This is a genomic window from Azospirillum sp. 11R-A (assembly GCF_049472615.1).
Classification (GTDB): domain Bacteria; phylum Pseudomonadota; class Alphaproteobacteria; order Azospirillales; family Azospirillaceae; genus Azospirillum; species Azospirillum palustre.
In genome coordinates this window covers 116,179-130,203 of the sequence record NZ_JBCEBL010000019.1, presented here as the reverse complement: position 1 = coordinate 130,203, position 14,025 = coordinate 116,179, and the positions used below count along the sequence as shown (strand labels likewise).

14 protein-coding genes are annotated in these 14,025 nt (G+C 70.7%); 9 read left to right on the top strand and 5 right to left on the bottom strand.

The window, feature by feature from the left end; all coding sequences use genetic code 11:
- Positions 1-135: 135 nt before the first annotated feature.
- The 3 genes from xylA to VH569_RS23370 are packed head-to-tail and all read right to left on the bottom strand — an operon-like array spanning position 136 to position 4,014.
- Positions 136-1,458: a xylose isomerase gene (gene xylA / locus VH569_RS23380; RefSeq protein ID WP_423318347.1), complete on the bottom strand. Its 1,323-nt coding sequence runs from the start codon at positions 1,456-1,458 to the stop codon at positions 136-138.
- Positions 1,455-2,906: a xylulokinase gene (xylB, locus tag VH569_RS23375; RefSeq protein WP_423318345.1), complete on the bottom strand. Its 1,452-nt coding sequence runs from the start codon at positions 2,904-2,906 to the stop codon at positions 1,455-1,457. The genes xylA and xylB overlap by 4 nt, the downstream gene beginning before the upstream one ends.
- Positions 2,907-2,955: 49 nt before the next feature.
- Positions 2,956-4,014 carry a LacI family DNA-binding transcriptional regulator gene (locus VH569_RS23370; protein ID WP_423318344.1) on the bottom strand — a complete coding sequence of 353 codons (1,059 nt, stop codon included), beginning with the start codon at positions 4,012-4,014 and terminating at the stop codon, positions 2,956-2,958.
- Positions 4,015-4,313: 299 nt separating this feature from the next.
- Between VH569_RS23370 and VH569_RS23365 the strand changes: the two genes are divergently transcribed.
- A complete protein-coding gene (locus tag VH569_RS23365) occupies positions 4,314-6,164 on the top strand; it encodes a DEAD/DEAH box helicase (protein ID WP_423318342.1) in 1,851 nt (616 codons plus the stop codon).
- On the opposite strand, the gene VH569_RS23360 is transcribed toward VH569_RS23365, so the two are convergent.
- Entirely contained in the window at positions 6,161-7,171 is a 1,011-nt protein-coding gene (locus VH569_RS23360; protein ID WP_423318340.1) for a LysR family transcriptional regulator, read from the bottom strand. The two genes, VH569_RS23365 and VH569_RS23360, sit on opposite strands and share 4 nt — an antisense overlap.
- Before the next feature lie 123 nt (positions 7,172-7,294).
- Here VH569_RS23360 and VH569_RS23355 point away from each other — a divergent pair, with 123 nt between their 5' ends.
- The 4 genes from VH569_RS23355 (at position 7,295) to VH569_RS23340 (ending at position 10,552) form a co-directional block, all read left to right on the top strand.
- Complete coding sequence (locus tag VH569_RS23355) at positions 7,295-8,140, top strand: hypothetical protein (RefSeq protein WP_423318338.1); 846 nt, start codon at positions 7,295-7,297, stop codon at positions 8,138-8,140.
- A 46-nt stretch (positions 8,141-8,186) separates the two neighbouring features.
- On the top strand, positions 8,187-8,771 hold the full coding sequence (locus VH569_RS23350) for a YceI family protein (RefSeq protein ID WP_423318336.1): 585 nt from the start codon (positions 8,187-8,189) through the stop codon (positions 8,769-8,771).
- 88 nt (positions 8,772-8,859) lie between these two features.
- A complete protein-coding gene (locus VH569_RS23345) occupies positions 8,860-9,861 on the top strand; it encodes a glutathione S-transferase family protein (RefSeq protein ID WP_423318334.1) in 1,002 nt (333 codons plus the stop codon).
- Positions 9,862-9,883: 22 nt separating this feature from the next.
- A complete protein-coding gene (locus VH569_RS23340; RefSeq protein ID WP_423318333.1) occupies positions 9,884-10,552 on the top strand; it encodes an alpha/beta hydrolase in 669 nt (222 codons plus the stop codon).
- Here the strand turns inward: VH569_RS23340 and VH569_RS23335 are convergent.
- Positions 10,517-11,647 carry an NnrS family protein gene (locus VH569_RS23335; protein WP_423318332.1) on the bottom strand — a complete coding sequence of 377 codons (1,131 nt, stop codon included), beginning with the start codon at positions 11,645-11,647 and terminating at the stop codon, positions 10,517-10,519. The two genes, VH569_RS23340 and VH569_RS23335, sit on opposite strands and share 36 nt — an antisense overlap.
- A gap of 123 nt (positions 11,648-11,770) precedes the next feature.
- Here VH569_RS23335 and VH569_RS23330 point away from each other — a divergent pair, with 123 nt between their 5' ends.
- The 4 genes from VH569_RS23330 (at position 11,771) to VH569_RS23315 (ending at position 14,010) form a co-directional block, all read left to right on the top strand.
- Positions 11,771-12,490 (top strand): Crp/Fnr family transcriptional regulator, encoded by a 720-nt coding sequence (locus VH569_RS23330; RefSeq protein ID WP_423318330.1) that lies wholly within the window; start codon positions 11,771-11,773, stop codon positions 12,488-12,490.
- A 116-nt stretch (positions 12,491-12,606) separates the two neighbouring features.
- Positions 12,607-12,897, top strand: coding sequence for a hypothetical protein (locus VH569_RS23325; RefSeq protein ID WP_423318328.1), 291 nt, complete (start codon positions 12,607-12,609; stop codon positions 12,895-12,897).
- Entirely contained in the window at positions 12,879-13,370 is a 492-nt protein-coding gene (locus tag VH569_RS23320; RefSeq protein ID WP_423318326.1) for a hemerythrin domain-containing protein, read from the top strand. The genes VH569_RS23325 and VH569_RS23320 overlap by 19 nt, the downstream gene beginning before the upstream one ends.
- A gap of 118 nt (positions 13,371-13,488) precedes the next feature.
- The gene (locus VH569_RS23315; protein ID WP_423318324.1) at positions 13,489-14,010 is read left to right on the top strand and encodes a DUF2249 domain-containing protein; all 522 of its coding nucleotides are present in this window, start codon (positions 13,489-13,491) and stop codon (positions 14,008-14,010) included.
- The last annotated feature ends 15 nt before the right edge of the window (positions 14,011-14,025 follow it).

Below are 14,025 nucleotides of genomic sequence, written 5' to 3'. Positions count from 1 at the left end.
TCGAAGATCCGCCGATAGCGGGGAGAGGGTCGGGGTGAGGGGGATGCACATGCTGGATTCTTGCTGGAGGGCCGCCACGCGACCCCCTCACCCTAACCCTCTCCCCGGGGGGGAGAGGGGATACAGTTGTGGGGCTCAGACGTAGCGGTTGACGATGTTCTCCAGATACTCCTGCCGGCCGGAGCGCGGCTGAGGGGCGAGGCCGGAGGTCAGCGCCCGCTCGGCCAGCGTGGCGAGGTCACGCTTGCCGGACAGGATCGCCTGACCCTCCGCGCCGTCCCAGCCGGCGTAGCGCTCGGCCAGCGGCCCGGTCAGGGCGCCGTCCTCCAGCATCTGAGCGGCTTGCAGCAGGGCGCGGGCGCAGCTGTCGACGCCGCCGATGTGGCCGTGCAGAAGGTCGGCGGGGTCGAGCGACTGGCGGCGGATCTTGGCGTCGAAATTCAGGCCGCCGGTGGTGAAGCCGCCGCCCTTCAGGATGTCGTGCATGACCACCGTCAGCTCGCCGATGTCGTTGGCGAACTGGTCGGTGTCCCAGCCCAGCAGCGCATCGCCGCGGTTCATGTCGAGCGAACCGAAGATGCCGAGCGCCAGCGCCAATCCCACCTCGTGCTGGAAGCTGTGGCCGGCGAGGATGGCGTGGTTCTGCTCGATGTTCACCCGCACGTCGGCCAGCAGGTCGTAGCGTTCCAGGAAGCCGTAGACGGTGGCGACGTCGAAGTCGTACTGGTGCTTGGTCGGCTCGCGCGGTTTCGGCTCGATCAGGATCGGCCCGTCGAAGCCGATCCTGTGCTTGTGCTCCACCACCATCGCCAGGAAGCGGCCCATCTGGTCCAGCTCGCGCTTCAGGTCGGTGTTCAGCAGCGTCTCATAGCCCTCGCGGCCGCCCCACATGACGTAGTTGGCGCCGCCCAGCGCGTGGGTGGCCTCCAGCGCCGCGCGCACCTGCCCGCAGGCATAGAGGAAGACGTCCGGGTCCGGGTTGGTCGCCGCACCCGCCATGTAGCGGCGGTTGGAGAACAGGTTGGCGGTGCCCCACAGAAGACGGACCTTGGCGGTCTCCATCTTCGCCGCGAACAGCTCGGTGATGGCCTTCAGGTTGTCGACGCTCTCGACCAGCGTTGAGCCCTCCGGCGCGGCGTCGAGGTCGTGGAAACAGAAGAAGGGGATGTCGAGCAGGCGGAACATCTCGAAGGCGACATCGGCCTTGGCGCGCGCCGCCGCCATCGGGTCCTGGCCGGGCTGCATCCACGGGCGCTGGAAGGTCTCGCCGCCGAAGGGGTCGCCGCCCGGCCAGCAGAAGCTGTGCCAGTAGCAGGCGGCCAGCCGCAGATGGTCCTCCATCCGCTTGCCCAGCACCACGCGGTCCTTGTCGTACCAGCGGTAGGACAGCGGGTCGCGACTGTCCGGCCCGCGATAGGCCACGGGGGACAGGTCGCCGAAGAAAGAGGCGGTGCTCAAGACGCGAACTCCTTGGCAAGGGGATAGAGCCGGCGCCAGCGCAGCCAGGCCTGGCTGTACGCCTCGGCGCGGGCCGGATCGGGGGTGAAGGTTTCCAGACGGCGGGGCTTGCGGCAGACGGTGGCGGGAGATTCCCCGGTCGCCGCCATGCGGCCGAGGTGGGCGGCGCCCAAGGCCGCGCCGACCTCGCCGTCCTCGATGCGGTGGATGGTGACGCCGAGCGCGTCGGCGCAGATGCGTGCCCACAGCCGCGAGCGGGAGCCGCCGCCGGCAAGGTCGAAGACCGTGGGGGCGCCCTCCCCCAGGGCGACGAGATTGTCGCGGGCGGCGAAGGCGACGCCCTCCAGCACCGCCTGGACCATCGCGTCGCGCGTGGTCTCCGCCGACAGGCCGGCGAACAGGCCGCGCACGGTGGCGTCGTTGTGGGGGGTGCGCTCGCCCGACAGATAGGGCAGGAAGGCGACCGGCGAGGGGCCGTCGACGGCATCGCCGAGCGGGGCCAGCAGTTCCGCCTCCGGCGCGCCGAGGGTGGAGGCGGCCCAGGCCAGCGAGGCGGCCGACGACAGCATGACGCCCATCTGGTGCCAGATGCCGGGCAGCGCGTGGCAGAAGGCATGGACCGCCATCGCCGGGTTGGGCAGGAAGCGGTCGGTCGTCCGCCACACCACGCCGGAGGTGCCGAGGCTGAGGAAGCCGTCGCCCGGCGCGATGGCGCCGAGCCCGACCGCGCTGGCGGCACAATCCCCTGCCCCGCCCGCCACCACCGGCGGGTTGCGCATCCCCCAGCGGCGGGCGAGGTCCGGTGACAGCCGGGCGACGGCGTCGGAGCCTTCGGCCAGATCGGGCATGTGGGCGCGGGTCATCCGGGTGGCGGCGAGCAGATCGTCCGACCAGTCGCGCCGGGCCACGTCGAGCCACAGCGTGCCGGAGGCGTCCGACATCTCCTCCACCATCGCGCCGGTGAAGCGCCAGCGGACATAGGCCTTGGGCAGCAGCACCTTGGCCAGCGCCGCGAAGATTTCCGGCTCCTCTTCCGCCACCCACAGCAGCTTGGGCGCGGTGAAGCCGGGCATGGCGATGTTGCCGCTGAGGGTGCGCAGCGTCGGGAGCGTTTCCTCCAGGGTCGCGCACTGGCGGTGAGAGCGGCCGTCGTTCCACAGGATGGCGGGGCGCAGCACCCGGTTGTCGGCGCCCAGCAGCACCGCGCCGTGCATCTGGCCGGAGAAGCCGATACCGAGCACGGCGGCGAGCGCGTCCGGCTGGCGTTCGGCCAGCTCGTCCACCGCGGCGACGGCGGCGGCGACCCAGTCCTCCGGCTCCTGCTCCGACCACAGGGGATGCGGGCGCGAGACGGTGCAGGGGCGGGACGCGCTGCCGGCGACGGCCCCGTCGGCGTCGGTCAGAACCGCCTTGACGCTCGAGGTGCCGATGTCGATCCCGAGAAACATGACTGTCGACCTTTTCTGTTGCCCGTCAGGGCGATTTTCGACTGCCCCGTCAGGGCAGGTTGTCGCGCAGGATGACCTGGACCCTTATGTGTTCCTGCGCCGCGACGATCTCCTGGCCGGTGACCAGGGCGTGGAGCACCCGGCCCATCGAGCGCACCTCGTGCCCCGGATCCTGGGCGACCAGGGCGGCGAAGCTGCCGTCCAGCAGCATGCGGCGGGTGGCCGGCGTCAGCTCGTGCCCGACGCAGAGGATTTTGCGGGTGAGACCGGCCTCGGCCAGCGCCTCGCCGATGCCGACCGAGCCCTCGCCGGTGTTGTAGATCGCCACCAGATCGGGCGTGTCGGCCAGCATGCGGCGGACCAGATCGCGGTTGCGCTCCGGGTCGTCGCGGCCCTCCACCGGGGTCAGGAGGGTCAGATGGGGATATTCCTCCGCCAGCACCTGCCCGAAGCCGAAGCGCCGTTCGGCATGGTCGCGCAGGCTGCCCGATCCGGTGATAATCCCGACGGTGCCTCCTGTTTCCCCGTTTCGGGGTGGCCCGAGGAAGCGGCCGACCAGCGATCCGGCGGTGCGGCCGGCGGCGATGTTGTCGATGCCGACATAATGCTGGCGCCGCGACGACGGGGCGTCCGACACCAGCGTCACCACCGCCATGCCGCCCTCGACCAGATCGTCGATGGCGGCGCGGATGCGCGGATGGTCGAGCGCCACCAGCGCCACCCCGTCGAAACGGCCCGGCAGGGCGGCCAGCTGCGCCGCCAGGGTGTCGGCGTCGAACACGTCGGCCTCGACGATCTCCACCCCGATGCGGCGGGCGCGGAACCAGCCGGCCTGGGCGCGGACGGTGTCGGCGATGTCCATCATGAAGCGGTTGCCGCCGCCGGGCAGGATCACGGCGAAGCGCCAGGACCGCGCCCGCGCCAGCTCCGCCGCCGCCGCCAGCGGACGGAAGCCCAGCCGCTGCACCGCGTCCTGCACTTTGCGCGCGGTCTTGTCGCTGACGCCTGGCCGGCCGTTGACCACCCGGTCGGCGGTCGCAAGGCTGACGCCGGCCGCAGCCGCCACGTCGCGCAGGGTCAGGGGTCCATCGCTGGTTTGATTGTTCATGCCGCGAACATATTCCTGCGATTTGAGGTGCGCAACTCAAATCTTGAGCTTCAGCTTGTGCTCTGCCATTTGGCGGGTGGCTGCGGCGCCGGGCCGGTTCGCACATGCGGAATTTCAGGTGCGTGCATCAGAGTACGCGGGGCGGCGTGCTCATAAGGCTTAGGTGGCGCGAATCGCCCTCCCCGGCCGGTGGCGGCAGTACTCCCCCTGGGGCTTGCTGCCTACGATTGCGCTCAAGACCGGGGGACTCCCGGCACTTTAGGCTTGCTCCTCCCTCGTGCCACAGCCAGCAGGGTGGAATGCCGCAGCTGAGAACCCATCAGCAACTGGTCAGCGCCATCGCCGACGCCATCGGCCAGGAGCAGACGGAGGTTCGCGACGTTCTGGCGGCGGTGACGCCCGGCGGGGGAAAATCGCTGCTGCCGGTGATCATGGCGGCGGCGCTGCACAAGGCCGGGCGGATCGACCGGGTCTGCTGGATCGTTCCGCGCGACAGCCTGCGCCAGCAGGCGGAGGAGGCCTTCGTCGATCCGCGCTGGCGCGAGGTGTTGGGACACAGCCTTGCCCTGCGCGCCGCGGAGAATGGGCGCGACCTCTGCCGCGGTTTGCAGGGTTATGTCACCACCTATCAGGCGGTGGCCGCCGCGCCGGACCTGCATCTGCAGGAGTTCCGCCGCCACCGCTACCTGCTGGCGGTGGACGAGCTTCACCATCTGCCGGCGGTGTTCGACACCGACCGCATGGCGGCGGTGGAGGAGGAAACCGCCTGGAGCCGGTCGATCCTGCCGCTGCTGGAGAATGCGTCGGCCCGTCTGCTGATGAGCGGGACGCTGGAGCGGGCCGACGGCCGGCCGATCCTGTGGCTGCCCTACCGCGCGCCGCAGGGGACGCGGAAGGTGCGGGAGGTCGATTTCAAGGCGCCGGGCTGGGCGGTGGTGGGATATTCGCGGCGGCAGGCGCTGGCGGAAAAGGCGATCCTGCCGGTGACCTTCGGCGCGATGGACGGGACGGCCTCCTGGCTGGATGCGGAGCGGACCAACCGCTGGGTCGATGCCCTGTCCAAGGCGGGGGAGAACACGCGCGACGCCCTGTTCACCGCGCTGCGCACCGGCTTCGCCCAGGCGATGCTGCGCGAGGCTTACCGCTCCTGCCGGGAGCATCGGGCGAAGCGGCGGGCGGAGATGAAACTGCCGGCAGGCCGCGACGATGCCGGGCTGGGCAAGCTGCTGGTGATCGCCCCCGACCAGGGGACGGCGCGCTTCTATCTGGAGACGCTGCAAGGCTGGATGCCGAAGGCGCAGGCGGGGCGCATGGCGCGGCTCGCCATTTCCGAGTGCCGCGACGCGCAGGAGGTGGTCGCCGCGTTTCGCCTGCGGCCCGAGCCGGCGGTGCTGGTCTCCGTCGCCATGGCGTACGAGGGGCTGGACGCCCCGTCGATCACCCATGTCGCCTGCCTGACGCACATCCGCTCCCGCCCCTGGCTGGAGCAGGCCATCGCGCGGGCGACGCGGGTGGACCCGCATGGCGGCCCCTACGACCGGCAGCGGGCGCTGATCTACCACCCCTCCGACGCGCTGTTCGAGCAGTTCCGCACCATGGTGGAGACCCAGCAGGGCACCCGCGCCATGGTGAAGACCCGCCGGCCGCAGCAGGAGCTGCCCTTCGAGCGGTCGTCGGAGCGCGAGCCGGAGATCATCCCGCTGGAATCCAACGCCACGGCGCTGAGCTTCGCCGTGGTGGCGCCGGGACCGGATTTCGGGGCGCAGGCAAGGGATGCGGGGGAATTGCCGTTGACGCCGAGCGCGGCGGAGCATCACCTGCGCCAGCGCATCGGGCAGTTGGTCGCGGCCCAGGTGATCGAGGACGAGGACAACAACCTCGTCGCCGAGGGGCCGACCGGCTACCACATCTACAACGCCGTGCTGAAGCGGCTGATGAAGAAGGCGCGCTCCGAAATGACGCTGTCGGAGCTGGAGGCGACGGTCGGCTGGCTGGAGCGCAACCGGCTGTCGGACCACCGGCACCTGATCCTCGACGATCCGCAATTCACATGGTCGACCCGGCGGCGGCGGTCGCATCGGGCGGGTTATCGGATGCCGGCGGCTCGCGCCGCCGGCGGAGTCCCCTCTCCCCCCCGGGGAGAGGGTTAGGGTGAGGGGGTCGCGCGGCGGCCCTCCGACAAAAATCCAGCATGTGCATCCCCCTCACTCCGACCCTCTCCCCGGGGGGGAGAGGGAGGTATTGGGAGGGAGAGGGGGAGCGGACAGCGCCCTTCCAGCAGGTCGCGCTCGCGGGTCAGGGCGTCGGCCATGAAGTCGAGGAAGGCGCGGACGCGGCCCATGTGGCGCAGATCCTCGTGGGTCAGCAGCCAGAGCTTGGCGTCTGCCTCCTGCACCGGCTCGCCGATGCGGCGGAAGGCGGGGTCGCGGTCGACCACGCCGCAGGGCAGCAGGCCAAGCCCGATGCCGGCCCGCACCGCCTCCACCGACCCCGCCACCGAATTGACCCGGTAGCGGACCGAGCCCGCCGGCACCATCCGCTTCATCCAGTGGGCGAGGTTGGTGTGGTCGAAGGACTCGTCCAGCCCGACCCAGGGGTGGCGGTCGAGATCGCCGCCGGTGCCCGCCTCCTCCAGATAGCCGGCGCCGCCATAGACGGCGAAGGCGAGGCCGGATACCGCGCGGCCGACCAGATTCTCCGGCGGGCTGGTGGTGGCGCGGATCGCCACGTCGGCTTCGCGCCGGGTCAGGTTGAGCGAGGCCTCCGCCGCCACCAGATCGACCCGCAGGTCGGGGTGGCGGCGGCGGAAGGCGGCGATGTGGCGCGGCAGGACGTAGAGCGTCAGGATGTCGACGGTGGTCACGCGCAGGCTGCCGCTGATCCGGGTGTCGCGGCCGGACAGCAGGCGGTTGGCGGCGGCCAGATCCTCCTCCATCTTCTGCGCCACCCGATGCATCTCGTCACCGGCCGCGGTCAGCACATAACCGCCGGGCAGCTTGTCGAACAGGCGGGCGCCCATCGCCTGCTCCAGCGCCGTCACCCGGCGCAGAACCGTGCTGTGGTTCACCCCCAGGACGCGCGCCGCCGCCGACAGCGACCCATGCCGCGCCACCGCCAGCAAATAGCGAAAATCATCCCAATTGCTGCTACCTATCATTTATTCCCGCTCATTTATGCATATGCTTTTTGCAAATCTCCCGAATTTGCGCTTACCAGAGCACAGGTTAGGGTCCCGGCCAAGCGCAACCTGCGCCATCCCATCGAGACCCGGCCTTCCCCCATGTCCGAGCTGCTTCAAGACCCCTTCGTCCAATCCAGCGTTCTGCCGCTGCTGGTCAGCCTGATCCTGGTCGGTGCGCTGCATCTGCTGCGCCGCCCGCTGGCGGCGGCCGGCATCGCCGCCGGCTTCCTGGTCGTCTTCGCGATGGTGATCGGCCTGCCGGCCCTGCCGCCGCCGTCGAGCATGGGCAAGCTGTTCTGGGCGTCGGGCGCCGGGCTGTTGATCGGCGTGGTCGCCGATGTGGCGGGAATCCGCGGCCGGGTCGCGTCGGCGGTGCTGGCGGTCTGGCTGGCCGCGTCGCTGCTGTGGATCGCGCTGCCCGCGCTGGACTCGGCGGCGGCGATCGTCAGCCTCGTCGTCCTGCTCGGCACGGCGGCGTGGGTCGCTTTTGGTCGCGGTTCGCAGACGCATATGTTCGAGAGCCCGACGGCGCCGGCCGCCTCGCTGCTGGCGCTGGCTCTGGCCGTCGGCGGCACCGCGCTGATCGGCTCCTCGGCCTCCATCGCCCAGATGGCGCTGGCGCTGGCGGCGTCGGCCGGCGGTTTCCTGTTGTGGAACTGGCCGGTGGAACGCCATGGCTGGGGCCTGTCGGGCCGGGTCGCCACCGGCATCGCCGTCCTGCTGGCCGCCGTGCTGGCCCTGTTCACCCAGACCCAGGCCGCGGTGCTGCTGCTGGCGCTGCCAGCATTGTTCGCCGGCCATATCCGCCGCTTCCTTCCGCAGGGCGACGGCCTGATCGGCCGCGCCGCCACGTCGGCCGCCGTCACGGTGGTTGCGGTCCTTCCGGCGCTGGTCGCCATCGGCGCGGCCTTCGCGCTGACCGGCGGCGAAGCATCGCCCTACTGATCCTCCCCTTATCCTTCCATTCAAATCCGCTTTCGGAGTTCCGTTCATGAAGAAGACCCTGTTTGCCGCCGCCCTGTTCGCCGCGACCGCCGTCGGCGCCGTTTCCCCCGCCTTCGCCGCCCCGGTCAGCTACAAGATCGACCCGGCGCACACGGCGGTGGCCTTCATCGTCAACCATGTCGGCTTCTCCAACGTGATCGGCCGCTTCAACACGGTCGGCGGCGACATCAGCTTCGACAAGGACGCCGTCGAGAAGAGCACGGTCAGCGTCACCATCGACACCACCAGCGTCGACACCAACCACGCCAAGCGTGACGAGCACCTGCGTTCGCCGGACTTCTTCAATGCGAAGGAGTTCCCGAAGATGACCTTCAAGAGCACGAAGATCGAGAAGACCGGCGACAAGACCGGCAAGCTGCATGGCGAGCTGACCATGCTGGGCGTGACCAAGCCGGTCGTGCTGGACGTCACCTTCAACAAGGACGGCGTCAGCCCGGCCAGCAAGCTGGAGACCGCCGGCTTCTCCGCCCGCGGCACGGTCAAGCGCACCGATTTCGGCATGAAGTACGGCGCCCCGGCCATCGGCGACGACATCCAGCTGCTGATCGAGATCGAAGCGGTCAAGTCCTGATCGCGGGCAGTCTTCGACTGTTGCAGAGTAAGAGGGGCCGGTTCGCCGGCCCCTTCGCATATGTGCAGGATGGACAGGAGGAACCGCGATGCCGCAGCTTGTGAACGGTGTTTGGGAAAAGGGCGACATCGCGGCCAGCGAGATCAAGGGCGGCGCCTTTCACCGCGAGCCGACCCGCTTCCGCGACTGGATCACGCCGGACGGCGCGCCGGATGCCGAGGGGAATGCGACAGTGCCGGCGGTGGCCGGGCGCTATCACCTCTATGTCTCCTATCTGTGCCCCTGGGCCTCGCGCACGCTGATCTTTCGCGCGCTGAAGGGGCTGGAGGGGGTGATCGGCATGTCCGCCGCAGAGCCGGTGCTGGGCGAGGACGGCTGGGTCTATGGCGAGGAGCAGGACGGCGGACCGCGCGTCGGCCGCTTCCGCCACCATTACAGCCTCTACACGGCGAGCGATCCGACCTACACCGGCAAGGTGTCGGTGCCGGTGCTGTGGGACCGGCAGGAAGGCCGCATCGTCAACAACGAGTCGGCGAACATCATCCGCATCCTGAACGGCGCTTTCGATGGGCTGACCGGCAACCGGCTGGACTTCTATCCCGAGCCGCTGCGGCCGGAGATCGACCGCTGGAACGAGCTGGTCTACACGACCGTCAACAACGGCGTTTACCGCTGCGGCTTCGCCAAGTCGCAGGCCAGCTACGACGAGGCGTTCGACGCGCTGTTCGCCACGCTCGACCGGCTGGAGGAGCGGCTGTCGGCCAGCCGCTATCTGGCGGGCGAGCATCTGACCGAGGCCGACTGGCGCCTGTTCGTGACTCTGGTGCGCTTCGACGCCGCCTATCACGGCGCCTTCAAGTGCAACCTGCGGCGGATCGAGGATTATCCGAACCTGTCGGCCTATCTGCGCGAGCTGTACCAGTGGCCGGGCATCCGCGACACGGTGAAGATCGACCACATCAAGGCCGGCTACTACACCAACCCGGCGATCAACCCGACGCTGATCGTGCCGAAGGGGCCGGCGCTGGATTTCGACCGTCCGCATGACCGCGACCGGTTGCCGGGCAAGGGCATCTGGCAGCGGGCGTGACACGGCAGGAAGGGTGGTTTCCATGAACAGCACAGCAGACGGTTCCGACGAGGTCCTGCGCCTGGCCCCCGCCTCCGGGACGGCGGCGCGGCGGCTGGTCATCCTGCTGCACGGCGTCGGGTCGTCCGGCGCCGACCTGATGCCGCTGGCCCAGGCATGGCGGGGGGCGCTGCCCGGCACCGCCTTCGTGGCGCCCGACGCGCCGCAGCCCTTCGACCTGGGCAACGGGCGTCAGTGGTTCAGCATCGCCGGCGTGACGGAGGAGAACCGTCCCGCCCGTGTCGCCGCCGCCCTGCCGGCGCTGGTCGCATTGATCGAGGCCGAACGGCAGCGGGCGGGCGTCGCCCCCGCCGATGTGGCGCTGGTCGGCTTCAGCCAGGGCAGCATCATGGCGCTGCATCTCGCCATGACCGATCCGGAGCGCTGCGGCGCGGTCGCCGCCTTCGCCGGCCGCATCGCGGCGCCGGTCGCCACACCGGACGGGTCGGGACGGTGCCCGCCGATCCTGATGGTCGGCGGTGCGGCGGACAGCATCATGCCGCCCGCCGTGGTGCAGGCCGCCGCCGCGCATTTCCGCTCGGTTGGCTTTGCGGTGGAGGAGCATCTGCTGCGCGGCGTTCCCCACACCATCACCGCCGCCGGTGCGCAGCTCGGTCTAAGCTTCCTGGAGCGCGTCCTGCCGTCGGCGTGACCGCCGCGGCCGGGTGAGCAGAACCCCGGCGGTCAGCAGCTGGCCGAGGGTCCAGAAGACCGCCGCGGCGGTCAGCAGCGTCATCGACGGCCACCCGACCGCCGTCAGGCGGAGAACCGCGGCGGCGGCCATGAGCCCGACGGCGACGCTGGCGGCGGGTGGGAACCGCTCCGGCTCGGCCTCGCGCTGAAGGGTGGTGCGGATCATCATGGCGCTGGCGAGGATGCCGAGCGCGCCGACCCCCAGCATGTGCCAGCCGGCGGCGGGCGGCAGATCGAGCAGCGGCGTGCCCGCGGTCAGCAGCCAGCCGGCGCCGAGGCAGAGATAGCCCAGATGAAGGCTGGCGATCTCCGGCCGGCGCAGCAGCAGATGGGGCTTCCAGCGGGCGAGCCGAAGCAGCGCGCTCGCCCCGGCCATCGCTGCCCCGGCGCCGCCGGCGAGGGGCAGCAGGCCGGTGGCGGCCGACAGCAGGCAGAGGGCGGCCCCGGCGATGCCCATCGCCTCCAGCCTCGGCTGGACCCGGTGTGCGAGGGTGACGCCCTGGCGGCGCAGGGCACCGGCGGTGGCGGCGGGGATGACGCGCCCGCCCATGGTCAGCAGCAGCGTGGCGATCAGCAGCAGGGCAACGGGCTGGCCGCTGGCGGGGACAAGGCCCAGCGCGCCAGCCCAGAACAGCGCCTCGGCACCGAGAAAGGCGCCGATCAGCGGGCCGAACACCGCATTGTGGCCGCTGCGGCTGGTGCGCAGGAAGGGCAGGCCGGCGACGACGAACAGCAGCAGCGGATAGGCGAAGCAGAGCGGCAGTGCCAGCAGCGGCGGCAGCCCCAGCAGCAAAGCCAGCCGGCCGGCGAGCCAGGACAGGAGGGCCACCGCCACCATCGGACGCGACAGCCGGGTCATCAGGAAGCCGCCGACCACCGCCAGCGCATAGCCCAGCGTCATCTCGTGCGCATGCACGGCCGGCGACCAGCCCGTCGGCAGCAGGCCGCCGACCTGCGCCAGCCAAAGCGGGACGGCGAGCGCCGCATAGAGCGCCGCCGCCGGGTACATCGGCCGGTGGGCGCTGGTGACGGTGCTGGTGATGGGGGTGGGCATGGCGGGGACCTTCGCTGGGATGCTGCGGCCATTCTGGCGGCATGCCGGATTTCGCGCTTTGAGCCGCAACAAAGTCGTGCACGAATGGATGCCTTTCACGCCCAGCGCGCCAGGACGACCGCCATGCCCCCGCCCCCCGATCCCGCCGTACTGCGCGGCATGCCGCTGTTCGCCGGGCTGGATGCCGAGGCGCTGGCCGAGGCCGTTGCGCTGGCGCGGCCCCGGCTGCATGTCCGCGGCACCGCCGTCTTCAGCCAGGGCGAAGCGGCGGCGGCCGGCCATGCGCTGATCGACGGGCGGGTGAAGATCGTGCAGACCGGCCCCGACGGGCAGCAGGTGGTGATGCGCTTCATCGGCCCCGGCGAGATGTTCGGCACGCTGGCGATCTTCACCGACGGGTTCTATCCGGCCGATGCCGTCGCGGTGGCCGATTGCGTCGAGCTGTCCTGGCCGGCCGCCGCGATGACCGAGCTGATGGACCGTCATCCCGCCATCGCCCGCAACGCGCTGTCGATCGTCGGCGGGCGGCTGCGCGAAGTGCAGAACCGCCTGCGCGAGGTGGCGACGGAGCGGGTGGAGCGCCGCATCGCCCATGCCCTGCTGCGGCTGGTGCGCCATGCCGGGCGGCGGGTGGAGGCCGGGGTGGAGATCGATTTCCCGCTGTCGCGCCAGGATGTGGCGGAGATGACCGGCACGACGCTGCACACCGTCAGCCGCACGCTGTCGGCCTGGGAAAGCCAGGGCATCGTCGAGAGCGGCCGGCAGCAGGTGGTGATCCGCAAGCCCCATGCGCTGGTCGCCATCGCCGAGGATTTGCCGTCCCCGGCGCCTAGGCGGGAGTAATGGGGCGGGAGTAATGGGGCGGAAGTGACCGCGGGCGGGGTTGCGGTGGCGCAAAGACCGGCCTGGGCCGGGCGGTTAGGGTGGCGGCCTGTCCCCCGGTGCCGGAGCATGCCGAGATGGCCGTCCAACCGTCCCCTGCCGATTTGACCATAGCCGATTTGACGATGGCCGAGCTGATGAGCGTCCGGCCGGCGGTGGTGCCGGTGCTGCTGCGCCATGGCCTCGCCTGTCCCGGCTGCGCCATGGCGCCCTTCATGACGGTGCGCGAGGCGGCCGGGGCCTATGGGCTGGAGCTTGGCGCCCTGCTGGACGAATTCGCCGCCGTGGAATTCGCTGCCGCGGATGTGCGGACCATCCCTTCCGCAATCTCTTCCGGGGAGACCGTGCGATGCACACCGACAGCCTGACCGGACGCCTCCTGCATGACGACCACCACCGGGTGATGGAACTGCTCGACCGGCTGGACGCCCTGTTCGTCCGCCATGGCGAGGACAGCCTGCCGGTGCTGACGGCGGAGGACCGGGACATCGTCGCCGATCTCGCCGCCGAGCTGGACGGGCCGCTGGACAGCCATTTCGCGGCGGAGGAGGCGCTGTTCCCGGCGCTGGCCGCGGCGGGCGGGCACGAATGGACGGCTGACCTGCTGGACGACCACGAGCACATGCGCCCGATTGCCCGCCGTCTGGCCCGCTTCTGCGCCCTGGCTCTGCGGGAGGGGTTCGACTGGGACAGCTGGCCGGTCTTCCGCAGCTTCGGCGAGGAGCTGGTCCGGGTGCTGGTCCTGCACATCCAGAAGGAAGAGACGACGCTGGTGCCGGCCACCGACGCCCTGCTGTCGGCCGCGGAGGACCGGGCCTTCGCCGCCGCGATGAGCGGCTGAGCGGCCGACCCGTTCCGGGGTTTGTGCTGGAGCAAAGAAGGGGGCGGCGATCCGGGCTACAGGGGGACATGGCGATCCTGCCGCTCCCCCACAGACCAGACGGACGACGATGCCGACCATGACCTCCCCCATTGCGCCCACCGCGCCCGCCGACCAGGCCGAACCGGTTCTCGATCTCCGCGCGATCCCGCCCTACCAGCGCCATCAGCTGATCTTCGCGTCGGTGCAGGATCTGACGCCCGGCGACGGTTTCTCGCTGGTCAACGACCATGACCCGCGCCCGCTGCACCACCAGCTGCTCAGCCTGTTCGGCGCCAGCTTCTCCTGGGAGTATCTGCAACAGGGGCCCGAGGTCTGGCAGGTCCGCATTGCCCGGCCCGAGGGGGCGGCGGCGGCCAGCCTGCGCGTCAGCATCGACCGCAACGGCGATGTGACGGTTGCCGTCGGCGATGCGAAGCTGGGTCCGGACGGCAGCGGCGCCTCGGTCTGCGAGGTGACGGATATCCCGCCCGGCACGCTGGAGGGGGACGTGCTGGCGCTGTTGCAGGGCGTGATCCCGCCGGCCGGCGTGGTCAGCATCGCCTATGAGCGGCTGCTGGCCCGGCGCAACGGGTCCTGCTGCGGCGGCATGTGCGGCTGAGGATGCCGGTTCGCT

Coding starts and splice junctions, on each gene's coding strand:
- VH569_RS23365 (WP_423318342.1), top strand. CDS start 4,314: ATGCCGCAGCTGAGAACCCATCAGCAACTGGTCAGCGCCATCGCCGAC.
- VH569_RS23350 (WP_423318336.1), top strand. CDS start 8,187: ATGAAGAAGACCCTGTTTGCCGCCGCCCTGTTCGCCGCGACCGCCGTC.
- VH569_RS23340 (WP_423318333.1), top strand. CDS start 9,884: ATGAACAGCACAGCAGACGGTTCCGACGAGGTCCTGCGCCTGGCCCCC.
- VH569_RS23345 (WP_423318334.1), top strand. CDS start 8,860: ATGCCGCAGCTTGTGAACGGTGTTTGGGAAAAGGGCGACATCGCGGCC.
- VH569_RS23335 (WP_423318332.1), bottom strand. CDS start 11,647: ATGCCCACCCCCATCACCAGCACCGTCACCAGCGCCCACCGGCCGATG.
- VH569_RS23325 (WP_423318328.1), top strand. CDS start 12,607: ATGGCCGTCCAACCGTCCCCTGCCGATTTGACCATAGCCGATTTGACG.
- VH569_RS23320 (WP_423318326.1), top strand. CDS start 12,879: ATGCACACCGACAGCCTGACCGGACGCCTCCTGCATGACGACCACCAC.
- VH569_RS23370 (WP_423318344.1), bottom strand. CDS start 4,014: ATGAACAATCAAACCAGCGATGGACCCCTGACCCTGCGCGACGTGGCG.
- VH569_RS23330 (WP_423318330.1), top strand. CDS start 11,771: ATGCCCCCGCCCCCCGATCCCGCCGTACTGCGCGGCATGCCGCTGTTC.
- VH569_RS23355 (WP_423318338.1), top strand. CDS start 7,295: ATGTCCGAGCTGCTTCAAGACCCCTTCGTCCAATCCAGCGTTCTGCCG.
- VH569_RS23315 (WP_423318324.1), top strand. CDS start 13,489: ATGACCTCCCCCATTGCGCCCACCGCGCCCGCCGACCAGGCCGAACCG.
- VH569_RS23360 (WP_423318340.1), bottom strand. CDS start 7,171: ATGATAGGTAGCAGCAATTGGGATGATTTTCGCTATTTGCTGGCGGTG.
- xylB (WP_423318345.1), bottom strand. CDS start 2,906: ATGTTTCTCGGGATCGACATCGGCACCTCGAGCGTCAAGGCGGTTCTG.